Below are 26,112 nucleotides of genomic sequence, written 5' to 3' on the forward strand. Positions count from 1 at the left end.
AAGAGAATTAAATTTGTGGAATAGAGTAAACGTATGGTAAGATTAACCTTATGTTATAAATTTTGCAATTCACTTCATTCTATGTATTTTATTATTTTAAAGGGAAAGGTTCGTTAAGAAAAATGAAAAAAAACAAAGTGGCTCAATCATCAGCATTACAAAGAACAGGAGACAAAAAGTCGAAAAATCAGAGTAAAAGAAATAAGATATGGCTCTTTATTCTAGCCTTTATTATCGTTGCAATTATTTCCTCCTTTGTGTTTCGTAAGGAAATAATGATGTTCGGTTTTGACCACGTTGTTGCTCCGACAGTTGAAAGGTCCCTTAAAAATTCGTATGTTCGGCTCAATGATGACAACGATGAGGTTACTGAGGCTTCAACAAAGCTGGACAAAAGTCCGCCATTCTCTTTATTGCTACTTGGTACAGATCAGCGGGAAAATGAGAATGGGCTGTCCGATTCAATTATTTATACTGTAATCCGGCCAAAAGATAATAAAGTCCTGTTTGTTTCGATTCCGCGGGATTCCTACACTAAAATTATTGGGGCAGAGAACGTCAAGGGAGCAAGAAGAAATACGAAAATTAATGCATCGCATTCGTACGGAGGAGCGCAAATGAGTGTGGATACGGTTGAGAATTTGCTGGATGCACCCATAAATTATTATGCAACTATCAATTTTAACGGATTGGTAGAAGTCGTGGATGCACTCGGAGGAGTGGAGTTGCCGATTACAAAACTTATTGAAAACAAGAATCCGGCTCATGAGAAGCTTCGTGTTGAACCGAACAAACCGATCTATTTAGGAAAGGAAGCCTTAATGTACGTGAGATATCGGGAGGATTCAGATTTCAAACGTACAGAGAGACAGAGAATATTCCTTAAGGCAGCTTTAGAACGAATGAAAAATATTAGTAATATTGCCAATATTAAAGAAATTATGGGGCTTGCCGGAGACAATTTCAAAACCAATATGAAAGCCGATTTTATGCTGGCTCTGGCTAAGAGGGTCATCTTTGAAAGCGGCACTCCGCAAATCATCAGCCATATGCTGCAGGGAACCGATAAGCGGACAGACCAATGGTACTATATTCTGGATGAAGAAGATGTACAAAATACTCATGAATTGATCGAATTATGGCTTGCTCCGGACACGACAGCAAGTGAACTTGGTGATAATACCCTTCAGAATAATTGATGAAAGGATAAACTGTCTTGCTGAGTATACACAATAGAGGCAAAATTGCGGCAGCGGCGGGGTAGCAAGGTTAACTATACCAGACAACTGGGAAAATGCCGACCGGATTGCTGTGATTTAGAAAGACCGGATCGACGAGGCCGATAACCTATGGCGAATTGCTGGCAATGAACGGTGAGTTCTATAAGCTAATAAATTTATAGAGATCCCCATATTAAACTGCTGAAAAGCAGCCTTTTTTGAGTTTCCTGTTCAAGCTTCCTTCGGATAAACCCATTTGGAGTTAATTGTAAGAGTAATGATCAAAGGGAACGAAATTTGGCTACATCTATGGTTCTTGGAACGATGGTTGCATGTTTTGGTATGGCAAGCAAACCCGTTCACGCCGATGGTGCCGCTTTTTCCGACGTTAAAGGTCATTGGGCAGAGTCGGTGATACTGCAGGCGAGTAAAATGGGAATTATTAACGGATTTCCTGACGGGACCTTCCGTCCAAATGAAGTAGTGAAGGCTGATCAGTTTGTGACGATGATGCTCAAAACCTTCAGCAAACCGGATGGTACAGGAAGTGCACAGTTTGATCAAGCATGGATGGATAGTTTGAATAATTCGCATCCCTCGAGTTTGGAACTATTAATAATGCCCTAGGTAGCACGGGTTATAAGTTTCAAACAGCCTCATTGTTCGGTGAAAATACAGTATATTAGTTTTAGACTGATTCATTAAAAGAAGCAGCGGCAGAACAAGACTTGATAAATAAAGTCTTAGACTGCCGCTGTTATTGAACTAACGTTCCTCGTTAGCTCAAGGTATGCTGTACTTCTCTTCAAACTCTTCTATTAATTCATCCCTTTTATCTTTTCCCACTAGAATCCAAGTTTCATCTTGAAGTCGAGTTGATATTAACTTTTCAGCAGTATCAATTCTTAGGTTTTTGCCAAAAGGCGTTAATGCGAGAGAGCAGATAAGTATAATTAGGACTGCAATTCCTACAACCATTCGTTTTAAATTCATGATTCTTCCCTTCCTTCCCAGGCCGTTCTAAATACTTAAACGAATGCAGGAAGAATTTGTTGCGTTAAACTGCCCGTTCGTATTATGAGATCAACCAGTTCTTTCTGGTTGATCCTTTTTTCATTTGCATAGAGAATTAAGGTAGCCTGGTTGGGACAAAGATCCCGTATAACAAGCGATGCTATGGAGCGACAAGAAGAACCTTAGGGAATGCCGGCAAATTCGAGCATACTCAAGAAGGACTGAAGAAACTGCTTCAAGTTGTTCAGGACCTAGAGCATTCGTCCAGACAACGTCCCATTCTTATTTTAGAAGCTACTGGGCATTACCAAAGCCCCGTTGTTAGTTTCTCGAGGAAAATCACTATCTTTACATTGTCATTAATCCGCTGATCTCAAATCGGCTTAGGAAGTCGAACCTTCGTAAAGTAAAGACGGATGCTGCAGATGCTTACCTTTTAGCAGAGCTTTACTACAAAGAAGAATTCGAGCCTGAAAGTTATCTAAGGGGTCACAGTAGTATTTCCAAAACGCTGATTACAACAAGTAGCGGGAAGTATTTTTGGTAATCGAAATTCCACTAAAGGAGTGACTAATCAATGTACGCCACCTTGATTCTTATAAGTTCATTACAACATAATGATTGTTAACGAGTTCCATAGTGTTTTGACGAAGGAAAAATATGCATGTTTTCCGACAGCAGACATGAAAAATATTGGATCGGATCTCTGGTTGCTAGCGATACCATTTAATAAACACATCCATTGGTTACTTGCTCAAGAGACTTTAAGGAATGCTGATGTAGCGACTTTATCGATTATTGACAGACATGCTCTGACGGGAACGCCAACAAACAAGGTCATTTCCTTAGCACTCAGGGAAGGGGATGCTCGATAATACTGGATATTCATTTTTTGGTGATGTAGACAAAGATGACAGCGATTTGAGGATCATCAAAGTCATTCGTAAGAATTCAATGGGTGAGTACGATTTCCACTACTCACATGATAATGTGTTTAAGTTAACCCCTAGGAAATCCCACGCCAGATTCTAAATAGGGGGGAGCCATAATAAATGCTCTGGATATTGCAAATCGTGAAGCATGGAACAACAAAGCGGCCGGAGAAGCAACGTTTTGTCACCATATTTTTGGCCATGATGACGGTTCGGCATATAAAAGAGCCATCAACAACGCCACTAATCAATTTTTGCTCGATAGCATATGAAAAGATGTCGGGGATGCCTATTCAAAAAAGCTTTGCAGGCGACACAAGGTCACATTAATTACTTTACCACCCTGGAAAGACCCATTACCAATACCAGAGTCTATATTTTGGATCGCCGAAATCGACAGATGCCCATGGGAGCGACAGGAGAGTTATGTATTGCCGGGTGTGGAGTAGCACGTGGTTATTGGAACACGAGAAAACGGATCGGGAAAAACAAATGCATTTTATGCGATACGTCCGCTTTTAGATAACTCATTACCCCGAACAGTGAAGTTTACTGAAGGTGATTCCAATCGGGGCCATAGAACCGGTAACAATGAAAGTTGCAAATAAGGTCATTAAAACAATGTAGGTAACTTTGTGTCATTTATGTAGGTAACTTTATGTCATTGGACATGGCCGCCAAACGATTGAAGAGGTTTGTTATTCACTTACAGACTTCTGATCAAAATACGGATTTTGTGCAGATGTCTATGAAAAGTAGTAGTTGGGCGTTTACAAGTCCTGTCTTATATACAAGATATGTTAACTTATTATCATTTAAGTTCTGAACGAAGCTTCAGCAATGTTTCTATATATCGTTCCATCCGTGGCCGTAATCCTGTGTTAAAATGTTGTTCCATGAAATCGAAGGAGCAAAGTATATAATACATAACTGAAAATAATATTCTATCGAAAGATTGTGTATTATGACCAAGATTAAATGCTTGTAATTCACTATCTTCTATTATTAAATATGCTTTTTCCAATGTTTCTAAGGACGAATGAACATATCCACTGAGATAACGATAGGTTAATTGATAATCCAAGTTCATATCTGCTCGCTTAGCAAGCTCTTCTGCTGATAATGTTCGAATTTTACCATCTTTATAATATGGTGAGATTTCTGCCATTAGCTCGTCTCTTTTTTTCTCATCCTCAAAAGAAATGAAATTAAATAGATGTTTATTTTCTTCTTTTAAGATGACGTTATAAAGTCGATATGTACTTGCTTTATCATTCCTTATAAATTCCTTGAAAAATGTTTCATCAGTTACAATAAGTTTTAAGGGTAAAAGGGTTTCTAACATAGAACGAATTAATATATCCGATTCTACAGAGAGTCCCTTTTTCAGGAGTAAAATAACAGATTGATAATGATTGGAAATTTTTATATATAGGCTCATAAGAATGATTTCTTTAGCTTGATCTGTTGTTATACTTAGGGTTTCTTTATGTTTATTAATGAGACGATTAATATTATAGGCGAGAATAAACCAAGCGTCATATTTTTTTAATGTCTCTTTCATAAGTAAATCTGCTTCATTACCCAAAAAACCTTCTAATTCAAAGCCCATAATTCTCTACTCCCTTGTAATTATCTTTTTCTTTTTGCGTATATTTCCTAAAAGAACATATGCTTCCCAATACTCTTCTTCTAGATTATCGCGTATACCAACAATATTATTTTGATAATTCAAAATAATGTCAAGAGCGTCAAACCAGAAATGAGGATGTTCTTTCGCATAAATCTCTTTGAAATTTTGTTCACTTTTCACAATGTCAGTAGCAAACGAATCATCATGGAAAACCTCGTGATTAACTTTTTCAGTATATTGAAAAAATATATTAACTAGTTCGTCGTGGAGACAAGTAATTTCATTATATAATTCAGCGTTGACTTCGGATGCTAATATTTTTATATCACGAAGTCCCCTTATAACGACTTTAGGTAGTACCTCCTGATACCGTGTTACAAAATCCACATGATCATTCGGCTCCTCTATTTCACAGAGTTCCTCTTTAAACGAATCTAATAGATTTTGTACTTCATCTATTTTCCTAACTTTAATTCCAAATCCAGATATTATTTTTTCATAATTATCCCTTTTTATAGTCAAATAAATCCCTATCAAGGTTAATAAACCACCAATAATACTACCGAAAAAACTTCCAAAAAAACCAATCCAATTATTATTATTTTCTGTTGGGAAATACGGAACTTTCAAGAACATTAGATAATTAGTGGTTATAGGAAGTAAAATTATAATAACAATAATTAATATCATAATCCTATACCATTTACCTAATAGATAATTTCCTAGTTTATTAAATCCATTTACTAAAAATTTCAAGTTCACTTCATCCTCATCCTTATCTACATGTAATATTTATAAGTGTGTATATGCTCTGCAGTATTGCCCTCTATTCTTCTGGATTAAATTTTATTGAAGCAAAATGTTTCCTTATGTTTTTCAATGAAATCCTTATAATTAATTTGACTCATTTCAATTCCCCTCTAATGACTTTTTGTCATTAATAACCTTTATCTAAGCTTAACTAAGTTCCACTGTTCAGATTTGTAATTCCTACCATTATGTTACCACTATACTATTATACTATCGCAAAAAAAAGATGCACTCATTTAAATGTCGAGATTCTACGACAGTTAAATGGGTGCATTTAATGAATTTTATAACCATCTTATACTCTACTCAAATTGTTAATAAAAGTAATAATTTCTATAGATTTTAGACATAAAACGATTAAACAATCTCTAATTTGGGCTAATTTACTTTGCTCCAAACATTAGACGGTAGCAACGTGTTCGAAGGATTTCCATATTCTTCTCCTTTGATTATTAATTCCATTGGTACAGTGAAAGCTTCACCAACCAATAATGCTGAGCCCGTGGTTAGATATGAAATACGTTGTAATTGTGAGTCACTTATGTAAGGTATGCTTCGCCTCATTTGATCCAAGTCAACGTTACTTCTAATTCTATGCAAAATAAAATTGTTACATTGAGACAATACAGTTTTCGATAGCTCACCTGGTCTTTGACTGGCCAAAATCATGAAAACACCGAATTTCCTACCTTCTTTTGCTATTTGTTCGAAGGCTTTTATGGATTTTAATACATCACTCTCACCTTCGGTAATATATTTATGCGCCTCATCAAATATAAAATGGTATAGTGAATTAGCTCCAACCCTACTTTGTCGTTGTTCTTTTTGTTTGTTGTATATTATTTTTAATACATAGCTCGTAAAGAACAGTAGGTCTTTATCATCTAGACTTGACACTTTAAATAAGGTAAACCCTTTTTCAAAATTGCATACTTCATAAAACTTGTTTATTTTTGTTTCGTTATTATCAAATAGTGATTTAGAATAAGAAGCGATCAAGTTGCTAATACGTGTCATCAAAGTTAAACAGTACGAACGGGCTTGGGTATTACCTTTGCTCTCTTCAAATAAAAAGGTAAGCTCCATGCCAAGCTCTAAGTTTCGCAAGTGAGTAACTCTACTATTTGAATTTTCTATAAGCGAATAAATCAATTCTTTACAATTTTCATAATCATTATTTGACTGAGTACTAACATATTTTTTAATAGTTTCGATAAACACTTGTTCATTAGCACCAATAAAATTACCATATTGAGAATTATATTGTTTAAGTATGGATTTGATATCATGATCATTTATATCTTGTAATAAAGAAATTATCTTTGTTCTCTTCCCTACAACCTCTGTCTGAACATTATTATAGAGTTCTAACGCGCAGTAAGCCTTAATCCAGTTGCAAATTGATGATTCGTTGTTTTCGATTAAATTAGCTAAACGCAATCCGTTCATCAAAACAGGAAGTTGCACTGCATTTGCTGGCTGTACTAGATTGATCCAGTCCTCCGGAGACAGTGTGTCGAGGGGGATAGATATTTCCCTAAGCACATCAGCTATAGTCGTAAAATCGTTTGGAAGATTATCATATTCATCATGAACATCAAAAATAATAAAATTTGCAGAGTTGATATTTAACTGAAATTCAGCGGTTGAATAAATGATCTCATTTAATAATTTTCGGACTGTAGTGGATTTTCCAGATCCAGTATTGCCTAAGATACACATGTGATTTGTCAGTAATTTATCTATTGAGAATTTAGGTGAAAAAAATTCGTGACTAGCCAATAAACCTAATGATAACGAAGGAACGTTATCTTCCACTTTAAATATCAAGTTCATGTCTAGGGTGTTGGTTAAATATACCTCATTGCCAATCATCGGAAACTTTGACAAACCGAATCTAAAGCTATTTTCCTTAATTTCTCCTATTGGTATAGCCTCAAAGTATGCCTTGTTATGAAATTTTGATTCATCTTCTAAGCTATCAAAAGGTTTTTCTATCTCCGCTAAATTAATTATTTGATAGATGAATTTCTGATATAAGGATTTATATATAGTAACAAATGAGTTAATTCCCTCGCAAATATATAAATCTCCTAGATAATTATAATTAATTTTATTAGTATCAGATACCTCTATTACTATTTTATTTGTAAATACTTTACTAATAACTCCAATGCTATTCTGAGTCTGCACTGTTGATCCCATCCTCTAGCAACTGGATTATATTATTAAAGTAGTGCCCATCATTTTCTGAATCAAAATTTCCGCCAATAAAATGCAAATTGCTCGTTTCCTTATGTTTATTAATGAATAATTGAGCATTTTGTTCAAATTTATTACCGAATACAATTAAATTAAAATCATCCTGTTGTAGAGATTGAGAAATCAATTGATTAATATGCTCATCAGGGAATCCATACCCAATTACTATAAGTGTAGAATTCCTTTTTTGCATATTATTAGTAAATTCCCTGAATAGTTCAGAATAAGGACTCTGTTGGGATTCAAGGTGTTTATGTACTGTTGGATATATCAGTATCTCTTGAGAAAAGTCCGTATTAACATTTTTGCTTTGTTTTATAGTTTGATCATGTTCATCATATTTCCAGTCAATAGACCCGTGAATTTTATATAATTTTACAAATCGTCTAACAGCACTCCATTTTTCCTTGTATCTATTTTCTTCATCAACGAGTCTAAGCCGGAACACTGATGGTTCAAATCTTCTTGAGACAAATCCTTTAAACCCATTTGTGTAATGTATACCTATCTTTTCAAGTGCCACTTCAGAAAATAAATCATAATTTGTAGTAAATATATTTATAGGAGAAACTTGTTTATTAAAATCACGATAACTAAAAACACTTCTATAAAATCTCAGATATAATTCTAAAGTTGCAAGAGTATCAGCATCGCCCTTTAACAATTGATCATCTTGTTTTACGTTATAGTTCAAGTTTATAGTTTTCAATATAAATTTTTTAGTAATATTGAAAGCCTCTTCAATTTTATTATATTGGTAGCTATCAGGTTCAAGAAAGTTTAAACCATGATTTAAATGATTTAAAAATCCTTCAATATCTTTGTTTTCCTCTTTGTATTTTCCGAGTATATCATTTAAGTCAGGCTGACTCCTTTTCAAAGCCATAAATGTGTTCCCCATCAATGGAATGGCTGGTAATGAGCATCCAGATCCTAGCAAAAAGTGTAAATTATCTGATTTACTACAAACTTGTTTCAATACATTAGAAATGTCTTTTTTTTGATTTTTAAAATCATTTCCTTCATTTATATCGATACCGTTTCTTAAATGATATAAAGAAGGTTTGATAGTGGGAAGAATGGTTGTCATTTATATTCACCTTTTTTATAGTTTCTTTTATTTATTGTTCGACATTCCTCCTAATATTTCCTTTTATTTTTATATTATTTCATTTATTCAACAAAATTTTCAAACTGTGAGACAATCCATTTCTTATTATTTTCAGCAATATATTCTTCAGCGTTAATCAATAATTCAATAAGGTGTCTCTTTTCGTATTTCATGTATTTTTGCCTAAGAGCATTTTTATCTCTATTCAATTTTATATCTTTGTAATTTTTATTTATTTCAGTGAAATCAAGCGAGGTGAAATTACGTCTTTTTGTTATACTTTTTTTCACAACAAACTTATTGTAGTAATTATATAACTCCTGATTGGTACGTATTGAATTTGGGTGAATTCCATTATTATTATTGTCAAAAAGCTTTGATTTCTCAGCAATTTTTCTATAGGATATATTAATGTTTTCTTTAATTAACTGATCTATAGCTTTTTTTCCTAATTCAAATGTGCGCTGAGACTTATTTTTATAAGTCTCAGTAAGCCATGGCTTCTCAACTTTCCTTCTTGAATTGTACTTTTGGTGCATAAGCCTCATCCTTTTTATATTGTTCGATTCCTTCAATCTCCTTTAATTCAATCTTTGCTCTTTTCATAGCTATTTTCATTTTTTTTGCTTCTATTTCTAAACCCTGTTTGTTAAAGCGAATTTCGCTTTCATAAGCCCATTGGTAGTAATCTTCAATTTCCTTTTTAAATTCAGGTTGTGGTGCTTTAGCAACACATCCCATACAAGCCATTTTTGTTGGACAAACTGAATCAATAGTACAAACTCCTCCAATAACTTTAGACACTGTACCTACTTTTTCCTTGTAATCGTTATAAGTGTCAAGTATTTCTGAAGGACTTCTGATTAGTCCCTGCTGAATATCGATATAAGATACCCAATTTTCTTGAAGGATGTCGATTGTATTAGTTATTTGTGATTGTGTAGGGGCCGAATAATATGAAGTTACGTTTATATCTTTTTGATGAAGTAATTGCTTAATTAAGTCTAGTGGAAGTTTCTCAGTCTGGGCCATATGAGTTGCAAACGCATGTCTTAACAAATGGGTTTTGAGAATGACTTGTTTTCCTTCCTCCGTTTGTATTATTAAACCGTGTGTCAGAAAACGAATTACAGAGTTTAGAGTAAAATGATTAATATGCTGTCTTTCATATTGAAAAATATATTTACGTTCATCCTCCATTATATGGGCACGTGAATTAACACTGTACTTGACAGTAGGTAGACTATCTTCAGCATAATGAACTTTTAATTCCTTAATTATAGATGCCATCGCCATATATATACTCTCAGGCATGTAGTAATTTTCTTCAACATCTCTTCCTTTTGGAATTAATCTAAATATATAGTTTTTCTTTGATGGTTTAAGGCTCTTATCTTCAGTAATCACACAACACTGTTTATCATAGCTTATTTGAAGTATTTCATTCATTCGTGCACCAGAAAAAGATTGAATATCAATAGCAAATGTAGCAAACATACATGCAATGTATATAGGCTCAATATTAATAAGAAGTCGTGAATCTGATGAATCTAAATCATTTTGGGTTCTTGTAATTGTAAACCCTTGAGTTAAAACTCCTTTATTTCTGGATTGAAAAGGATGGATATTCTCTTTAATATCATGACCCCATTCCTCCAAGAACTTACTCCCTTCATGTTTCCTTAGTTCAGAGGCTCCATGTGACCACGCCCCCAACAGTCTTTTTCTTAATAAATCAAAAAACCAAAGCCCTTCCCCTGGTGATCCATCGGATAAGTTTTCTGATTTAATGAATACTAAATAATACTCGCCGGCGAGGTTTTTATTTAGTTCAAAATAGAGTTTTTCATTCAAATAATCAGACTCCTCATAATCAAAAGAAAAAGGCAGAGGTATTTTTTCATTTTTCGTTTTCTCTATTATATTATTTGTTAATTCTCGCAGTCTCCTAATTTGATTCCATCTAAAATGACATTGAGATCTAATTGAAGGTAACAATGGAGTGACAGCAGAGGTTTCATCTTTTCGTTTTTTTTGAGCCATAGTGTTGGCTTCGTTTCTTACTGAATAATCTCGATTATCAAAAGGGAATTCTGTTAAATAGAACTGACGGTATATATCTTTTTTTTCTATGGGAATTCTATTCATAACCCACTTAGAGACATTAAAGTTAAAGGATTTGTAGTGAGCTATAAACATTTGCCTTTGACGGGAAGAATGGTTAGGAAGGAAATCACCAGACAAATAACTGTGTATATGATGATATTGTAACTGATCAAAACTTTTTAAATTGAACTCATTAAAAATATCATTAAATCTAGCATTAAGAGAAGCTAGCATGTTATTAATTGATGTTGGTGCTAAGTTTCTGTCGGTGGCACAAAGAACAGCTAAAGAAATTTGATTTACCCAAGGTTTGGGTCTGTCAATAATTTTGTGTAAACTCTTTTAAGCACAGATTCCCCCGAGGGGGAAGTCGCGAATCTAACGTAAGTGTTGCCCGACCCGATCGGGGAAAAAGACCGATAGCTGGAGCAGCATTTGTCCCCAGTTTTGGACACGGCCTGTCCATTTGCGAGTGACATCCACGGTGGCGAGATACAGCATTTTAAGCAAGGCCTCATCCGTGGGGAAAATACTTTTTCCCTTTGTCACTTTACGAAGCTGGCGGTGGTAACTCTCGATCATATTTGTGGTGTAGATGAGTTTACGGATCTCAGGCGGGTACTTGAAAAAGGTAGCGAGCTCGTCCCAATTTGTTCGCCAAGAACGAATAATAAGTGGATACTTCGCTCCCCAAACTTCCTCGAAACGGTCGAGTTCAAGTAAGGCGCCTTCCTCGGTAGCTGCCTTGTAAATAGGCTTTAAGTCAGCAGTCACTTTCTTAATGTCCTTGTACGAGACGTACCGTGTGGAGCTGCGGATTTGGTGAATAATACACTTCTGGATTTCAGTTTGGGGATAGCAGGCTGCAATCGCTTGGGAAAATCCAGATAGGTTATCCACGCAGATAATGAGAATGTCCTGAACCCCGCGATTCTTAAGTTCATTCAGCACACTCAGCCAGAACTTGGAGGACTCATTCTCACCAATCCACATGCCCAGCACGTCTTTGTTTCCGTCCAGATCAATGCCAATGACCATGTAGGCAGCCTTGTTGATAATGGCCCCGTCCTGCTTGACTTTGAAGTGGATCGCATCCAAATAGACGACCGCATAGACCCCTTGCAGCGGCCGGTTCTGCCATTCTTTAATGAGAGGCACAATCTTATTCGTGACATTGGAAATAAGCGTAGGAGAGACTTCAATGCCATACATCTGCCCTAGATGATCCTGAATTTCTCTTGTACTGACGCCTTTGGCATACAGGGCTATGATCTGCTCTTCGATGCCCGTTACATTGGATTGGTGCTTCTTGATGACCAGAGGCTCAAACTCACCCAGCCGATCCCTAGGGATGGCAATCTCCTGTTCGCCGTACTCACTGACTACCGTTTTGCGGCTCTTTCCGTTGCGACTGTTTGGTGTAAGTTTCGCCTTCACCTCATGCTTGCCATAGCCCAAATGAGTATCCATTTCGGCTTCCAGCATCTCCTGAATCGTTTCGGCAAACAGTTCCTTTAAGGCATTCTGAGCGTCTTGTGCAGAGACTAAATTATTCTCTTTAATAAATTCTCGCAACTGCTGTTTTGTCCAAAGTCCCATGTGTTCTCCCCAACCTTTCTCTCACTTCCATTTTAATGGGTTTGAGAGTTTACACAATATATTTTACAGACTCAAATATTAATGAAAAGAGGTAATCAAACAATGAAAAATATTATACTAAAAAAAAGGAGTATGAAAACAATTCTACTTTTACTTTTCCTATTAATTCTGACGTCATTTTTCTTTTTCAATACAATGATAAAAACTGCCTTTCAAGAAGGAAATCCTGTAAACATAACATCATCTATTTTGAAATTGAACTTTAGTGACAATGAATTAGTTGAAATATCAGGGATATCCATAGGAAGTAAATATATTTCTAAATTCAAAGATGGAAGTACTCCAATCATTAATTTCATGAAAAAAAATGGTGAATGGGAGTTTAAAGAACAAGTGGGTTCAGGATATGTATTTGAATATAATAAAAAAACAATCACAGTAGAAAGCAATATGTATTCTAAAAAATATATTGTTTGGAATGTTCCGCAATTATAAATAACGGATTGTAATATGTAGTGCGACAGATAAAAAACGGCTCATCCCTGATTACGGTAGATTGTGGTAAAGAGTAATCTTTCATGACACAAACTTGCATACATAAATGATACAAAGTTACCTACATTGTTATAAATTACATCCAAACGGAACGTATCGTCTTCCTTCTTACCGTTAATAAGGTTGTTATTCATGGTAGGAAGAAAGACGTTCAACTTGATATTTTATAAATGCCGTTACCGTTCTAATCCAACTTAACAATCAGAAGTATTCAATTTGAATAACTACCTTGGATTTTAATTACGTAATACATTATATTTTTTAATATGATTTTTTTTATCATTGTACGCTCTCCTTAATTTGTGTAAAAATCACAATTAAGTGCTTTATTATTATAAAAGTCCGAGATTAATTATGATTTCTCTAAGTCTCGTTTCCCATAGTTTGGGACTTGATATAGGACCTAACATTGTTCTAGCTAAAACTCTTATTTCTTCAAGCTCAGATTTGTTTTTGAACTGCTTGTTTTTTTTATAATAATCATAAAGCTCATTAGCCTCAGAAACAGTTATACATTCTTCCCTTAGTTTGAGAACAAGCTCATTGATACTTGTGTTATCTAAGATGATTTGAGAGTGAACATGGTGTGTTGATCCGACATGATAATTTGATTGCTTATGGGCTATATGTTTCTCGGACTCTATGAGCTTTTTGTTTAATTCCTCTTTCATTTTTATCTCTTCAGCTAAAGCTTCTTCTGACTTGTATTTCCCAAATGCAGTTGTAATCTCCGCTTCCATTTTTGTTCGTTCTTCTACTTCGAATATTCCATCCCACTTTAATTGTTGTTTTGATAAAGAAAGCGAAGAAGCTTGTTCTAACGAGATTTCCTCCCTGTAAATCTGTAACCCCCACTGTTCATTCAACCTCACCAGTCTTTGAATTAATGCTTGTCCAGCCAAAGGGTCGACATAGAGTATACTTTCTACAGAAAAACTATAATTTTGTTTAGAATCTTTTTTTAGATGGAATAGATATTTTAAAATAAACTCTTCTCCTACTTGAGAAATAATATTTGCTAGAAACACTTCCCATAATTGATCTTGCTCTCCTTGCATAAACATTTGATTCTCTGCAGGATATAGAGAGATACCCTTAAATGTTGGGTGCTCTGAAGAAAGCCAAGATTTATCAATAAAAAAGAATGATTTAAATCCTTCTTGCATATAAATTTCTTTTCTTCGTTTAATGAAATTATTGTATGCCTCAGTTTGCTTTTTTCCTGTTATGTAATCTACAACCCAAATGTCCCCGTTAGGAAAGTAAAGTAATATATCCGGTACAATTTTTATTGTTTTCCGATAACTATACCCTTCCTGCACATTAATTCCGTGTATTTTGAGCTGTCCTTCCAAATATGCTCTAATCATTGTTTTTCCTAGTCTATGTGATTGTTCGTTCTCTTCCCCTTTAATTTGCTTGGTATAATGACTATAGTTCTCTGAGCTCGGACAACCTTCACCTATGTGTTTGAAATGGAATTTATCTTTTCGTAAAACCATACTGACCGGTTGTTTGCAGCAAATGCACGTAAAAACCTTTTTATCTGAGTGGACACGATATCTCCTCTCTAAGGATTTAACGATTTCATTATAACTAAGTGTTTCTTGTTCAAGTGAATATAGAATTCTATGTTATTTGTGAGTAGTATTATAATTCTCCAATTATTCAAGGGAAAGAGCTGCTCAGATGAGTGGATTGTTGGTTAAAACATCAGTTAAAATTGATAATTTAATTGAACGTATGACATCTATTTTCTCCGACATTTTGAATATCACGGATCTCTTGTTTATTTTTACATAAGTAAATGCTAATATGACTATATATCGATTAATCAAGGAGGATCTGAAATGAAGATTATTATTGTGGGTTCCGTTGCTTCTGGGACTTCAGCTGCAGCTAAAGCCCGACGGAATGATGAATTAGCCGAAATTATTGTATATGAAAAAGGACCCGACATCTCTTACTCTATTTGTGGAATTCCATATTTCTTGGGTGATGAAGTGACCGAGATATCACAATTGACACCAAGGGATAAAAAATGGTTTGAGACTCGGTACAACGTCAAGATGAACATCAACCACGAGGTTACTTCTATTGATCCGGTTAACCAAATGATTCGCGTCATCGATTTGAACAGCGGAGTCGAGTACGAAGAATCGTTTGATAAGCTTGTACTGGCCACAGGCGCCAATGTGATTATCCCGGAATATGTCGATGCGCAAATGACGAATATTTTCCCTGTAAGAACTATGGAAGATACTCGAAAATTAGACGCCTTTATTCAAGAATCCAATCCTCAGCAAGCCATCATTATTGGCGGAGGATATATAGGATTGGAAATCGCTGAGCAATTTACGCAAAAAGGCATTAAGTCGGTTATTTTGCAGCGCGGTAGACATGTAATGTCATCGTTCGATTCCGATATTTCTTTTCGTGTTCAGGAACATCTGCAGCAAAAAGGCGTGGATGTGCATACGAATGAAGAAGTCATACGAATTCATCAAGATGCAACTCACCATATCCATGCCGTCGAAACGAAAAGTGGACAACGCTTCAATACCGACATTGTTATACTAGCAACTGGAGTCCGACCTAATGTGAAACTGGCTCAAGAGGCAGGCTTACAGTTGGGTTCAACCGGTGCAATTAAGGTGGATAAGCAAATGAGAACCAGTCATGAGAATATCTACGCTGTCGGTGATGCGGCTGAAAGCTATCTATCTATTACTGGGAAGCCCTTCTACCATCCCTTGGGTTCTACAGCTAACAAAACTGGACGGATTGCCGGGGATGTTATCACAGGAGGAGATCTGGAATTTCAAGGCGTTCTGGGGACAGGAATTTTCCGTGTTTTTGAATTGGCAGTTGCAACTACGGGTCTGACGGAAAAGGCTGCACGGGAAGAAGGCCTGGACATAGAAGTACTCTATAACCTCAAACCGGCCAAACCAGAATATTTAAACGGAAGTGAACTGTTGATTAAAGCAATAGCGGACCGTGATAGTGGTCGCTTATTAGGCGCTCAGATCATCGGTAAAGAAGGGGTTGATAAACGGCTGGACGTGCTAGCTACAGCTCTACATTTCAAAGCAAACGTCAAGGATCTCTTTCATCTGGACCTTGCTTATGCCCCTCCCTTCTCAACCACAAAAGACCCAGTCATGTACACAGGGATGGCACTTGATAATGCAATCAGCCGCAATCGGTATCTGCTGTCCCCGGCAGAGCTTGTTGGCAAGGAAGCCGATTATCAAATCATAGACACACGTTCCAGAAAGCAATATGAAACCAGTCATGTCCAAGGAGCACAACATATTTCGTTGAGTGATCTGCGAGAAAAGGCCTCTATTCTTGATCCTAAGAAACCTACAATAACCTATTGCAACAAAGGAACAACCGGGAATGCAGCTCAGAACATTCTCATCAATTTGGGTTTTGATAGAGTCTATAATTTATCCGGAGGTAACAAGAATTATCAGGTATACCTCCGTTACTTGAACTCAATCAGCAAGAAATAGGACAACCTACTTACAAAAGCAAACCATGGATATCCACTAGCGCCGCACAGAGGTATCTCAACAGCCATATTTGGGGCTCTTGGGACACCTCTTCTGTATTATTGGTGGGTGGATCGTGTGTCTCCATAACTACATTATTAACTAAAGAGATTTCCTTCATCATCTCAAAAACCGAGTAATTTTTTTGATGACATAATTAGCATCTGAACCTACCCCACGAATAGTCGCAGACGCAAAGGAGCGCTGATTAGACAGACCGACATAATATAATCCTGGAATTACTGTGCTGACACCAGCATCATGCAGAGGGCTGCCAGCAGAATCAAGTGCACTTGTATGGTTAAGAAACGGAATATCAGGACGATATCCGGGTACAGCCGACATACGTGTAAAAATAGCTCATAGGATGGATAACATTTCCATAATGGGGTACCGCCAACAATACGCTAAGCCTTCGGATGTATTAGGCCAAGCAAGATTGTTACTTTAGTCGATTAGTTTTAACACGATTAACAAGTTCTTCGGAAGCTTTTATAAAAGCACCAACGTAATCATTAGTCATCGTAGTTGATGGATGAATTGCAAGAGCCTTTCGGTTAAACATGGCACCGTTGTGGCCTTCAATCTTAGGAGTGAAAAGTAGTGGTACGACACGCTCAGCATATGTCTCTGGACTTTGTGATAAAAGACCAACTAGAGACTCAATAATTCGAAATTTTATGCTGTCTTTACCAAGCGTATTGCTGCGAATATTTGTTTTAATTAGTCCAGGATTTAGACCATAAAAGTTAATGTGCGAGTAACGTTTCGCGGAATCAAGAACGAGTGCTTCGTTACCAATTACAGTATTCATATGTACAACCATGGTTTTGTAAGTGCGTTAGTTGTGTTTTTTCCAAAGCGCCTATATTTTTATCTAAAGCTCTCAGTGAACCTCCCGCCACGTAAACCTATGGTTTAGAAGTGTGGGCTGCCTGGTTCCACGTTATTGCCTTTAGTATTCCTAAAGGTCTTACATAACTCCCCAGGCGTAAATTCGGACGGGACCTCGCCCTACGTATAATCAAACAAATTAGGAGGCTAAAGGAGTTACTTGTTTTAGCCCTTCTTTTTCAATATTAATTGCTGCATTATGGTCACGGTCAAGAATAGTTCTGCACTTGGAACAGATGTGAGTACGAACGGATAGTGATTTTTTGACCATATTGCCGCAGTTAGAGCATTTTTGAGAGGTGAAATGAGGTTTAACTTTAACCAGTAAACCACCGTTCTTTTCACATTTATAATTGAGGAAACTACGGAACATTCCCCAACCGGCATCTGCGATGGATTTTGCGAGATGCCGGTTTTTTATCATGTTCTTGATTTTAAGGTCTTCCACGCAAATAACGGAATAGGTTCGAGCAAGGTTGAAACTTTGTTTGTGAAGGAAATCTTTTCGTTGGTTTGCCACCTTCGTATGAATCTTTTGTACCTTCACCAGTTGTTTCTTCCAGTTTTTGGAGCCTTTTTTTCGTCTCGAGAGGCGACGTTGTTGACGTTTCAGTTTCTTTTCGGATTTACGTAAAAATTTTGGATTTTCGATTTCTTCGCCGTTCGAGAGAACCGCGAATTTCTTGATTCCAACATCAATACCTGTTGTTTTGCTTACATCCAATTCAGTATTCGAAACGTTCCGTTTCTCCACAGAAAAAATAACATACCAACGTGTTCCTTGGCGTTTAATGATACATTGCTTCACTTTTCCATCGAGTTTGCGATGCCAGTTTACTGAAATGAGCCCCAAACCAGAGATTTGGAGCAAACCTTTACAACCTAAAGACGCAGCGCGTCTAACGGTGCGCGTCTTGTTATATTTTTTATCGTATTGTTTAGCCATGCCAAATTGAGTAAAAGTAAGCGAACAATAATCCTTCGAACTCTTGATTTTCGGATATTTTGCTTCTTTTTTGAAGAACTTTTCCAATGCTTTTTCAAGACGAAAAAAAACTTCTTGAAGAGGTTGAGAAGGCATCTCCTTTAGAAATGCATACTTCTTTTTATCTTCAACCTGCATTTTTTGCAGTTCTTGACGGGAAAGACTTTTCTTTGTTGCTTTATACGGGTTACTTTTATCTAACAACGCACTGTTGTAGGTTTGACGACACCATGCAAGCCATAAATTCAACATTTCTTGTTGTTCAATAGTTAGAAAAATCTCGTATTTATAATTAAGCAACATGTATTGTCACCTCCAGAACGTATGTTTGTAATCTAAGTATATCAAAATCATATATACTTTTTCCATTACTTTCTTTTACTTTTCCGTTCTGGAACAAAAAAAGCCATTCATCCCCTACCTAGATGCTGCGCATTTTGAGGAAGGGGACTTCTGGATAAAGTTCATTAAATTTCTTAGTAAATCAACTGTTTCCATGGATATCACCTCATCTTTTAGAAGAAATATTATAAACCTTTAATCCCTTTATACAAACCATAGCCAATTTTGCCATCCATTACAGCTCTAAAGAAAATCTTCTCATTCTCCATGATCTTGAATCATCATCCCTCCACAAATAAAATGCATCATACAACTGTTGCAATTTGCAACAATCTAATAAAAAAAGACTATCTCCAACTGGAAATAGCCCCTTTGTATTTATGGATTTATTTATTTCGACGGATAAAAGCCCTTCAACACATCACGCATTTCTTGCTTGATGTTGATATCTGGACGCTTTTCTTTCGCCAAGGTTTCCGCTTCTTCCACCGTGGATGCCAATCCAAGCTCCAGCAATACACCGGTGGCAACGGTGCCTGTACGGTTACGGCCGCCAGCGCAATGGAAATACACTGACTTCCCGCTATTTACCGCTGCTGTAACCGCCTGGATGGCTGCTTGAACTGAACCTTCCTGGCCGCTCTCATCTTCCACAATCGGGAAATGATGACGGGTTACCTTAGCAGGAAAGCCTTCTGCCTCAGTACCGGTATCTCTTAAGTCAAACACATCGGATATCTCCTGCTCCTGAAGGGCTTCAAATAGTGCATTCTCCCCGCCGATGTATACTTTACCTGGAATCAGTTCATGATAATTTGCCATTATAGTTCTCCCCTATGTCTCTAGCAGCAGTTACTTCCGCCACTTATAGTTAGTCCAGCACCTTGTTCGTCTTGCACAAAATCCAGTGTAAGTCCGCTGATCTGATCAGCCACTCTGGAATCAACTGCGACCTCAACCTCATTGATCAAGGTAACGGTATCATCTGCTTGCGGTTTCTCAAGCGATAACTGGTAACTGGGTCCGCAGCAGCCTGCATCACTATAACCAAACCGCAAGGTGGAGACTCCCGCTTCCTTCATCATGTTCTCAATGAATATCTTTGCTTCATCCGTAATGATCATTGATCTCACTCTTTCTATTTCGAAATACTTGCCGAAAGCCCTTTGAGTTGTTCATATCCCGTCACTTCATCCGGCTCCCAAGGAATAATTATGGCATGCCCCTCAGCTTTGTAAAGTACCTTTTGAATCCATTCTAGTTCGGCATGAGCTCGCCCGCTAAGCACAGGATCAGTTGTTCCTGCCGCAGCAAAACTCTGATTGATCGCCCACCATTTCGTAGGAATCCCTGCACGCTTCAGATCCTTTTCCAGACGCGATGCTTCATAAACTGGAGTGGCCTCCGCTAACGTGACAATGACGACGCTCGTCTCTTTCTGATCCCGTAGTCTAGGCAATAAATGCTGTACAGATTCTGGAACGATGCCGGAGGAACGAGCGATTTCTTTATGATATTCCTGAGTTGCATCCAGCAATAGCAAGGTATGTCCAGTCGGTGCCGTATCAATAACGACAATCTCATCTTCAGATCGCTCTACCAAATCGGCAAATGCACGAAAAACGGCAATTTCCTCGGTGCATGGTGATCTTAAATCCTCTTCTAAAAAGGCCAGACCTTCATCATCGAGGGAATCCGCATTTTGGCTGATCACTTCTTGCTGATATTTTTCAAGCTCCACCTTTGGGTCAACTCGGCTAACGGTTATTTGATCCGAATTGTCACCAAAAACATACTCCAGATGAGCTGCCGGATCTGTTGTACTGAGATGGACCCGGTGTCCTCGTTCGGCCAATCCAACAGCAATAGCGGATGCTACGGTAGTTTTGCCCACACCACCTTTACCCATAGTAAAGATTACTCGAATCCCATCAGATTCTAAATCCGTAATTAAAGACTCAAGTGATGGGATTGCAACGTCCACTTCTACTGGGAGTAAATGATCAGCAGTCGCTTGAACGGGGACGAAAAATGCACGCAAGTTTTCTAATCCTGTCACATTAAATGGAGCTAAGGGGATATGGTAGCTATCCAAAGACTGAAGTTCGGCAGGCATTTGTGTTAACGCCTTCTGCTGCCGATCAACAAAACCCTTGGATACTAAATCTTCGTTAAAAGAGGAACTAAGAATCCCATTAATCACGAGTAGTTGATTTTCAATCCCAGTACCTTTCAGTTCAGAAGATGCGCGTGCGGCTTCCAGTAATGGCGATTGCTCCGGACGAGAGACCAGAATCAGAGTCGTTTGAGTACCATCTGACAAGGATTGAACCGCCTCTTGATATAGTGATTTTTTGGCCTCGAGCCCCGCCAGGGGACCCAAACACGAAGCTCCATGCGTACTATCATCCAGGAAACCACTCCAAGCCGAAGGGAGCTGTAAGAGTCGTAGGGTGTGTCCTGTTGGTGCGGTATCAAACAAAATATGATCGAATTGAGACTTCAATTGGTCGTTGGTCAGTAGTGTCGTAAATTCATCAAATGCTGCAATCTCTACCGTACACGCCCCAGATAACTGTTCTTCCATAGAAGCGACCACCGAATCCGGCAAGACTCCCCGGTAAGGAGCTACCATTTTCGCCTTGTACTCTTCGGCGGCGGTCTCCGGATCTAAGTTGGCTGCAAATAGATTAGGAACACCCTTAATGGGAGTCGGATGGTTGGAAAGCTGGGTGCCAAAAACATCCTGAAGATTAGAGGCTGGATCGGTGCTTACAAGCAGAACCCGTTTCCCTGAGTCGGCCAGTACTACTGCCGCTGCACAGGCTGTTGAGGTTTTACCTACTCCACCCTTGCCTGTAAAGAACAGGTAGGGTGTACGCAATATTGTAAGTGGATCAAACAAAGTGGACATGTTTCGCCTTCTTTCCTTTATTGTGAATTCGTCTTTATTTCAAGACGAATTCGAGGCTTGGCAATCAGTTCAGATGCGGCGATTCCTGTCCACTGCTCTAACTCTTCATTGGTTGGATAACTCTGTTTCTTAGCTACTTTCCCATCAACAAAAATAATAGGTAAAACTTCCGGACCTTCGTCAGTCAATAATTGTCTGACTGCAGCATTCGATACAAAAGCATCTGGCTCACTGGTCAGGTTATATCTGGAGACATTCACTTCTTGCTTCTTCAGATTATGAACCACAGCGGACATACGAATTAATTCAGGATCAACGACAGGGCCGCAAACTCCGGTGGAGCAGCACATTGCCGGATCGTAAATTTCAATGGATTTCATGAAATCATCTCCTTTACTTAGAAATACAGCCGGGGATTTCCCGGCTGTATTGTTTATTATTCGCCAGTTTCAGCAAATTGTTTGATACGTTCGCCTACTTGATCACGAACCCGCTGGAATACGGCCCATTTTTCTTCATCTGTTCCTTGCGCTTTGGCCGGATCATCAAATCCCCAGTGTTCACGTTTTACTTGTGGTGGAGTAATTGGACATTTATCAGCAGCGTCTCCACATAATGTAATGACGAGGTCTGAATTATTCAATAGCTGCGGATCTATAATATCCGAGGTTTGACCCGAAATATCAATGCCTACTTCATTCATCGCTTGAACAGCTTTTGGATTTAGACCGTGGGCCTCAATACCAGCACTGTAAACATTCCACTCATCACTTAGGTATTTCTTCGCCCAACCCTCAGCCATCTGGCTCCGGCATGAGTTTCCTGTACACAAAAAGTAGATTGTTTTCTTGTCCATGTTAAATAATCTCCTTTATATTGAAAGTAATGATAACAATGTCTTAGGAAACAAGTGACGGTTTGCTAAAGTACTTCTTCCCGAGCCATAAAGAGACGTTCACTAGCCCAATAAGAACAGGCACCTCAACAAGCGGTCCAATGACAGCTGCAAATGCTGCGCCTGAGTTTAGTCCGAAAACACCGATTGCCACAGCAATCCCCAATTCAAAGTTGTTGCTGGCTGCTGTAAAAGAAAGAGAAGCTGCTACCGGATAAGAAGTTCCGGCTTTTTTGGACATCCAAAAGGATAGGAAAAACATAATCACAAAGTAGATTAATAACGGTATAGCGATTCTAACAACATCCATTGGCAGCTCAATCATCAAATCTGCTTTAAGAGAGAACATGAGAACTATAGTGAACAAGAGTGCAATTAAGGTAAGAGGTCCAATCTTTGGTAAAAACACCTTCTCGAACCAATCCTCACCCTTAGTCTTCAAAGCAATCACCCGTGTAAAAATTCCAGCAGCAAAGGGAATACCAAGGTAAATCATTACGCTTTCTGCAATTTGTCCCATCGTAACATTTACTACTGCTCCCTGAATACCGAACCATCCAGGAAATACAGTTATGAATAAATAAGCAAACACAGAATAAAAAATAATTTGGAATACAGAGTTAAATGCTACCAAACCTGCCGTATATTCCGGATCGCCTTTTGCCAGGTCACTCCAGACAAGTACCATAGCAATACATCTAGCCAAACCAATCATGATCAAACCGATCATGTATTCCGGCATATCGCTCAGGAATAGTATCGCCAGAAAAAACATTAAAACAGGACCAATAATCCAGTTCTGTACTAAGGAAAGAAGGAGAACCTTCCAATCCTTAAATACTCTTCCTAGTTTCTCAAACTTCACTTTGGCAAGCGGAGGATACATCATGAGAATTAATCCCACAGCTATAGGAATTGAAGTCGATCCCACCTGCATCTTCGACAAGCCTTCCGAAAAGTTAGGCACTAAAAAGCCAATCAAAATCCCCAGTCCCATTGCTGCAAAGATCCATAGTGTTAAATAACGATCCAAGAACGATAACTTCTTGACCTTTTGGCTCACATTGATCAGTCTCCCCTATTAATAATCTCCCTAGTTCTTTAACAGAATGTTAGTCACATGAAATCCTTAAGCCTTTTTTATCGAGTTCTTCCAATTCATGATCTTGGGAAGGAACGAAGGCAATCAACTTTTGAATTAATTCATTCTGAGTACAGTTAGGATTAACCGAATAAAAAATCCATTGACCTTTACGATTTTCCTTAACTAGACCGGCGTCCTTTAGTTTCCGCAAATGCTGGCTAACTGACGGCTGACTCGTTTTAAAAATTTCAACAAGTTCGCATACACAGCATTCTTGCTTCTCAAGCAACTTCATCATCGTTAGCCTTGTCTTATCCCCTAGAAGTTTTAACGTCTGTGATACTTCGTCTAAATCATTCAAAGCAAAGCTCATGTTACATCCCCCTCTCACCAAATCATTATATAACTATTCACTTATATGTTCAAGTGCAGAATTCTTTAAGGACAAGAAGCGTTAGTATAATTTTGTTTCAACAAGGATAGTAGGGTTTGAGTATCAGGCAATTCATTAAGAATAGTTTGTATATAGGGTTTATCCACCACATTTAAAGAATAATATACCCACTGCCCGCGTCTAGTTTCATTGACTATACCTTGTGCTTTTAACTTTCTTAAGTGTTGGCTCACTCCGGGTTGCGACATATTTAAGATCTCCACTAAATCACATACGCACCATTCTTTATCCTTGAGCAGTCCGAGTATTGTAAGTCTGGTTTTGTCACCCAATAATTTAAGCTTTTCGGCCATTTCCATGTTGAACATAAGCACATTCCTCTCAATGGTACAAACAAATGAAATATAACTATACACTAATATATTATATGTTCATTTTGTTTTAAATCAAGAAAGGCTTAAATATTTCCGCGCTGTAACTAAAAGGGAACGTTATTATTAACCATACTGTCTCATAATATATTTCACAATTCTCACTATAAATATGTTAGGAAATATTCCCTAATTGAGTCGATCTACTAATTGTTAACAGGTATATTAAGCTCTCTGAACAATTCAAATATTTTCAGCCGAATTTGATCGCGTGTAGCTCTCACTTCTTCTAATTGGTCTTCAGCGGTTAAAGGATCAGCTACATCCCATTGAACATTTTTGATGGCAAATGGAACGACAGGACATTTTTCATTCAGTTGTTCACATAACTTTACAATTACATTCGATTGCATAAAAATCTTCATATCAATGGACTTTGAAATTTCACCGGAAATATCAATTCCCACTTCTTTCATCACTTCTATTGTATATGGATGGATAGCGCCTGTTTCTAGCCCCGCACTTTCAGCTATAACATTTCCCCCTCCATAATGCTTAGCATAGGCAGCGGCAATTTGACTTCGACAACGATTCTGAATACAAAGAAAATATAAACGTACAGGTCTTTTTTGCATCATCAACCATTCCTTTCAGATATCGTTCTTAACCAAATCGTCCCATAACATAATTTCCAGTTCTTTGATCCACCGGAGTCGAAAACAGATCAACCGTAGGAGCGAACTCAATAACTTCACCGTCCAACAAAAACGTTGTCTGATCAGAAACCCGGGCAGCCTGCGCCAAGTTATGGGTTACCATAACGATGGTATATTCTTTTTTTAAGTCCTTGATCAGTTCTTCAATCTTCTGTGTAGAAAGCGGGTCTAATGCTGCCGTGGATTCATCCATAAGCAGGATATCAGGGTTCACGGCCAATGCCCGGGCAATGCATAAACGTTGTTGCTGTCCACCGGATAAACTTAGGGAATTTTGCTTCAGATTATCCTTAACCTCATCCCACACGGCAGCCGCACGTAGACTTGTCTCGACTATCTCATCGATCTCCTTCTTCTTTCTTGTGCCATGCAGTCTTGGACCGTAGGCAATATTATCATAAATACTTGATGGAAAAGGGTTTGGTAGTTGAAATACCATGCCTACTCGTTTGCGAAGCATCTCCGTACGAACCTCTTTGCCATAGATCGATACTCCTGAAATAACGATATCTCCCTTGACTTTCATGAGCGGCACCTGGTCATTCATCCTATTTATCGATCGCAGTAACGTTGATTTTCCGCATCCCGAAGGACCTATCAAAGCCGTAATTGATTTCTCGGGGATGCCCAAATTTATATTATTGAGCGCCTGCTGATCACCATAATATACACTCAGTTTATCAATTTGTATTACATTCATTCACATTGAGCTCCT

General features: G+C 37.7%; 28 protein-coding genes. 7 read left to right on the top strand and 21 right to left on the bottom strand.

Annotation, left to right across the window (positions count from 1 at the left end; genetic code table 11):
• The first annotated feature begins 122 nt into the window (after positions 1-122).
• Together J2T20_RS17990 and J2T20_RS17995 are read left to right on the top strand one after the other, a co-directional pair.
• Positions 123-1,199, top strand: coding sequence for an LCP family protein (locus J2T20_RS17990; RefSeq protein ID WP_307590711.1), 1,077 nt, complete (start codon positions 123-125; stop codon positions 1,197-1,199).
• Between the two features lie 318 nt (positions 1,200-1,517).
• On the top strand, positions 1,518-1,847 hold the full coding sequence (locus J2T20_RS17995; protein WP_307590714.1) for an S-layer homology domain-containing protein: 330 nt from the start codon (positions 1,518-1,520) through the stop codon (positions 1,845-1,847).
• Between the two features lie 156 nt (positions 1,848-2,003).
• Here J2T20_RS17995 and J2T20_RS18000 read toward each other — a convergent pair whose 3' ends face one another.
• Positions 2,004-2,213, bottom strand: a complete 210-nt coding sequence (locus J2T20_RS18000) for a hypothetical protein (RefSeq protein WP_307590716.1) — start codon at positions 2,211-2,213, stop codon at positions 2,004-2,006.
• A gap of 391 nt (positions 2,214-2,604) precedes the next feature.
• On the opposite strand from J2T20_RS18000, the gene J2T20_RS18005 reads away from it, so the two are divergent.
• From J2T20_RS18005 to J2T20_RS25820, 3 genes are all read left to right on the top strand, one after another.
• Complete coding sequence (locus J2T20_RS18005; RefSeq protein ID WP_307590785.1) at positions 2,605-2,781, top strand: hypothetical protein; 177 nt, start codon at positions 2,605-2,607, stop codon at positions 2,779-2,781.
• 505 nt (positions 2,782-3,286) lie between these two features.
• The gene (locus tag J2T20_RS18010; protein ID WP_307590717.1) at positions 3,287-3,496 is read left to right on the top strand and encodes a hypothetical protein; all 210 of its coding nucleotides are present in this window, start codon (positions 3,287-3,289) and stop codon (positions 3,494-3,496) included.
• Positions 3,435-3,692, top strand: coding sequence for an AMP-binding protein (locus J2T20_RS25820; RefSeq protein ID WP_373457826.1), 258 nt, complete (start codon positions 3,435-3,437; stop codon positions 3,690-3,692). Before J2T20_RS18010 ends, J2T20_RS25820 begins: the two co-directional genes overlap by 62 nt.
• Positions 3,693-3,977: 285 nt before the next feature.
• Here J2T20_RS25820 and J2T20_RS18015 read toward each other — a convergent pair whose 3' ends face one another.
• From J2T20_RS18015 to J2T20_RS18045, 7 genes are all read right to left on the bottom strand, one after another.
• Positions 3,978-4,778: a DUF5677 domain-containing protein gene (locus J2T20_RS18015; protein WP_307590718.1), complete on the bottom strand. Its 801-nt coding sequence runs from the start codon at positions 4,776-4,778 to the stop codon at positions 3,978-3,980.
• A 6-nt stretch (positions 4,779-4,784) separates the two neighbouring features.
• The gene (locus J2T20_RS18020; protein WP_307590720.1) at positions 4,785-5,555 is read right to left on the bottom strand and encodes a hypothetical protein; all 771 of its coding nucleotides are present in this window, start codon (positions 5,553-5,555) and stop codon (positions 4,785-4,787) included.
• Between the two features lie 432 nt (positions 5,556-5,987).
• Positions 5,988-7,802, bottom strand: coding sequence for an ATP-binding protein (locus J2T20_RS18025; protein WP_307590722.1), 1,815 nt, complete (start codon positions 7,800-7,802; stop codon positions 5,988-5,990).
• Entirely contained in the window at positions 7,786-8,961 is a 1,176-nt protein-coding gene (locus tag J2T20_RS18030; protein ID WP_307590724.1) for an SIR2 family protein, read from the bottom strand. The genes J2T20_RS18025 and J2T20_RS18030 overlap by 17 nt, the downstream gene beginning before the upstream one ends.
• 83 nt (positions 8,962-9,044) lie before the next feature.
• A complete protein-coding gene (locus J2T20_RS18035) occupies positions 9,045-9,521 on the bottom strand; it encodes a hypothetical protein (RefSeq protein WP_307590726.1) in 477 nt (158 codons plus the stop codon).
• A complete protein-coding gene (locus J2T20_RS18040; protein WP_307590727.1) occupies positions 9,487-11,130 on the bottom strand; it encodes a hypothetical protein in 1,644 nt (547 codons plus the stop codon). The genes J2T20_RS18035 and J2T20_RS18040 overlap by 35 nt, the downstream gene beginning before the upstream one ends.
• Positions 11,131-11,466: 336 nt before the next feature.
• A complete protein-coding gene (locus tag J2T20_RS18045) occupies positions 11,467-12,687 on the bottom strand; it encodes an IS256 family transposase (protein ID WP_307590729.1) in 1,221 nt (406 codons plus the stop codon).
• Positions 12,688-12,789: 102 nt separating this feature from the next.
• Between J2T20_RS18045 and J2T20_RS18050 the strand changes: the two genes are divergently transcribed.
• Positions 12,790-13,182 carry a hypothetical protein gene (locus tag J2T20_RS18050; protein ID WP_307590731.1) on the top strand — a complete coding sequence of 131 codons (393 nt, stop codon included), beginning with the start codon at positions 12,790-12,792 and terminating at the stop codon, positions 13,180-13,182.
• Between the two features lie 392 nt (positions 13,183-13,574).
• Here the strand turns inward: J2T20_RS18050 and J2T20_RS18055 are convergent, their stop codons facing one another.
• Positions 13,575-14,612 (bottom strand): hypothetical protein, encoded by a 1,038-nt coding sequence (locus tag J2T20_RS18055; protein WP_307590733.1) that lies wholly within the window; start codon positions 14,610-14,612, stop codon positions 13,575-13,577.
• 480 nt (positions 14,613-15,092) lie between these two features.
• Here J2T20_RS18055 and J2T20_RS18060 point away from each other — a divergent pair, with 480 nt between their 5' ends.
• The gene (locus tag J2T20_RS18060) at positions 15,093-16,763 is read left to right on the top strand and encodes an FAD-dependent oxidoreductase (protein WP_307590735.1); all 1,671 of its coding nucleotides are present in this window, start codon (positions 15,093-15,095) and stop codon (positions 16,761-16,763) included.
• 481 nt (positions 16,764-17,244) lie between these two features.
• Here the strand turns inward: J2T20_RS18060 and J2T20_RS18065 are convergent, their stop codons facing one another.
• From J2T20_RS18065 to pstB, 12 genes are all read right to left on the bottom strand, one after another.
• A complete protein-coding gene (locus tag J2T20_RS18065) occupies positions 17,245-17,616 on the bottom strand; it encodes a hypothetical protein (protein WP_307590737.1) in 372 nt (123 codons plus the stop codon).
• Between the two features lie 219 nt (positions 17,617-17,835).
• Positions 17,836-18,984, bottom strand: coding sequence for an RNA-guided endonuclease InsQ/TnpB family protein (locus J2T20_RS18070; RefSeq protein WP_307590738.1), 1,149 nt, complete (start codon positions 18,982-18,984; stop codon positions 17,836-17,838).
• A 429-nt stretch (positions 18,985-19,413) separates the two neighbouring features.
• A complete protein-coding gene (locus J2T20_RS18075; protein ID WP_307590740.1) occupies positions 19,414-19,845 on the bottom strand; it encodes a protein-tyrosine phosphatase family protein in 432 nt (143 codons plus the stop codon).
• Positions 19,846-19,865: 20 nt separating this feature from the next.
• Positions 19,866-20,147: a HesB/IscA family protein gene (locus tag J2T20_RS18080; RefSeq protein WP_307590742.1), complete on the bottom strand. Its 282-nt coding sequence runs from the start codon at positions 20,145-20,147 to the stop codon at positions 19,866-19,868.
• A gap of 14 nt (positions 20,148-20,161) precedes the next feature.
• Positions 20,162-21,937 carry an arsenical pump-driving ATPase gene (gene arsA, locus J2T20_RS18085; RefSeq protein WP_307590744.1) on the bottom strand — a complete coding sequence of 592 codons (1,776 nt, stop codon included), beginning with the start codon at positions 21,935-21,937 and terminating at the stop codon, positions 20,162-20,164.
• Positions 21,938-21,954: 17 nt separating this feature from the next.
• Entirely contained in the window at positions 21,955-22,317 is a 363-nt protein-coding gene (gene arsD / locus J2T20_RS18090; RefSeq protein WP_307590746.1) for an arsenite efflux transporter metallochaperone ArsD, read from the bottom strand.
• A gap of 56 nt (positions 22,318-22,373) precedes the next feature.
• A complete protein-coding gene (gene arsC, locus J2T20_RS18095; protein ID WP_307590748.1) occupies positions 22,374-22,793 on the bottom strand; it encodes an arsenate reductase (thioredoxin) in 420 nt (139 codons plus the stop codon).
• 43 nt (positions 22,794-22,836) lie between these two features.
• Complete coding sequence (gene arsB, locus J2T20_RS18100; protein WP_307590750.1) at positions 22,837-23,895, bottom strand: ACR3 family arsenite efflux transporter; 1,059 nt, start codon at positions 23,893-23,895, stop codon at positions 22,837-22,839.
• A 49-nt stretch (positions 23,896-23,944) separates the two neighbouring features.
• Positions 23,945-24,289 (bottom strand): ArsR/SmtB family transcription factor, encoded by a 345-nt coding sequence (locus tag J2T20_RS18105; protein WP_307590753.1) that lies wholly within the window; start codon positions 24,287-24,289, stop codon positions 23,945-23,947.
• 65 nt (positions 24,290-24,354) lie between these two features.
• Entirely contained in the window at positions 24,355-24,678 is a 324-nt protein-coding gene (locus tag J2T20_RS18110; RefSeq protein ID WP_373457827.1) for an ArsR/SmtB family transcription factor, read from the bottom strand.
• Between the two features lie 209 nt (positions 24,679-24,887).
• Positions 24,888-25,319: an arsenate reductase ArsC gene (locus J2T20_RS18115; protein WP_307590756.1), complete on the bottom strand. Its 432-nt coding sequence runs from the start codon at positions 25,317-25,319 to the stop codon at positions 24,888-24,890.
• 25 nt (positions 25,320-25,344) lie between these two features.
• Positions 25,345-26,097, bottom strand: coding sequence for a phosphate ABC transporter ATP-binding protein PstB (gene pstB, locus J2T20_RS18120; RefSeq protein WP_307590758.1), 753 nt, complete (start codon positions 26,095-26,097; stop codon positions 25,345-25,347).
• Between the last annotated feature and the right edge of the window lie 15 nt (positions 26,098-26,112).

The sequence above is a fragment of the Paenibacillus wynnii genome, assembly GCF_030812855.1.
Lineage (GTDB): Bacteria > Bacillota > Bacilli > Paenibacillales > Paenibacillaceae > Paenibacillus_AQ > Paenibacillus_AQ wynnii_A.

Coding starts and splice junctions, on each gene's coding strand:
- J2T20_RS17990 (WP_307590711.1), top strand. CDS start 123: ATGAAAAAAAACAAAGTGGCTCAATCATCAGCATTACAAAGAACAGGA.
- J2T20_RS18000 (WP_307590716.1), bottom strand. CDS start 2,213: ATGAATTTAAAACGAATGGTTGTAGGAATTGCAGTCCTAATTATACTT.
- J2T20_RS18010 (WP_307590717.1), top strand. CDS start 3,287: ATGCTCTGGATATTGCAAATCGTGAAGCATGGAACAACAAAGCGGCCG.
- J2T20_RS25820 (WP_373457826.1), top strand. CDS start 3,435: ATGAAAAGATGTCGGGGATGCCTATTCAAAAAAGCTTTGCAGGCGACA.
- J2T20_RS18015 (WP_307590718.1), bottom strand. CDS start 4,778: ATGGGCTTTGAATTAGAAGGTTTTTTGGGTAATGAAGCAGATTTACTT.
- J2T20_RS18030 (WP_307590724.1), bottom strand. CDS start 8,961: ATGACAACCATTCTTCCCACTATCAAACCTTCTTTATATCATTTAAGA.
- J2T20_RS18035 (WP_307590726.1), bottom strand. CDS start 9,521: ATGCACCAAAAGTACAATTCAAGAAGGAAAGTTGAGAAGCCATGGCTT.
- J2T20_RS18040 (WP_307590727.1), bottom strand. CDS start 11,130: ATGAATAGAATTCCCATAGAAAAAAAAGATATATACCGTCAGTTCTAT.
- J2T20_RS18045 (WP_307590729.1), bottom strand. CDS start 12,687: ATGGGACTTTGGACAAAACAGCAGTTGCGAGAATTTATTAAAGAGAAT.
- J2T20_RS18050 (WP_307590731.1), top strand. CDS start 12,790: ATGAAAAATATTATACTAAAAAAAAGGAGTATGAAAACAATTCTACTT.
- J2T20_RS18055 (WP_307590733.1), bottom strand. CDS start 14,612: ATGATTAGAGCATATTTGGAAGGACAGCTCAAAATACACGGAATTAAT.
- J2T20_RS18060 (WP_307590735.1), top strand. CDS start 15,093: ATGAAGATTATTATTGTGGGTTCCGTTGCTTCTGGGACTTCAGCTGCA.
- J2T20_RS18065 (WP_307590737.1), bottom strand. CDS start 17,616: ATGAATACTGTAATTGGTAACGAAGCACTCGTTCTTGATTCCGCGAAA.
- J2T20_RS18070 (WP_307590738.1), bottom strand. CDS start 18,984: ATGTTGCTTAATTATAAATACGAGATTTTTCTAACTATTGAACAACAA.
- J2T20_RS18075 (WP_307590740.1), bottom strand. CDS start 19,845: ATGGCAAATTATCATGAACTGATTCCAGGTAAAGTATACATCGGCGGG.
- J2T20_RS18080 (WP_307590742.1), bottom strand. CDS start 20,147: ATGATCATTACGGATGAAGCAAAGATATTCATTGAGAACATGATGAAG.
- arsA (WP_307590744.1), bottom strand. CDS start 21,937: ATGTCCACTTTGTTTGATCCACTTACAATATTGCGTACACCCTACCTG.
- arsD (WP_307590746.1), bottom strand. CDS start 22,317: ATGAAATCCATTGAAATTTACGATCCGGCAATGTGCTGCTCCACCGGA.
- arsC (WP_307590748.1), bottom strand. CDS start 22,793: ATGGACAAGAAAACAATCTACTTTTTGTGTACAGGAAACTCATGCCGG.
- J2T20_RS18105 (WP_307590753.1), bottom strand. CDS start 24,289: ATGAGCTTTGCTTTGAATGATTTAGACGAAGTATCACAGACGTTAAAA.
- J2T20_RS18110 (WP_373457827.1), bottom strand. CDS start 24,678: ATGTTCAACATGGAAATGGCCGAAAAGCTTAAATTATTGGGTGACAAA.
- J2T20_RS18115 (WP_307590756.1), bottom strand. CDS start 25,319: ATGATGCAAAAAAGACCTGTACGTTTATATTTTCTTTGTATTCAGAAT.
- pstB (WP_307590758.1), bottom strand. CDS start 26,097: ATGAATGTAATACAAATTGATAAACTGAGTGTATATTATGGTGATCAG.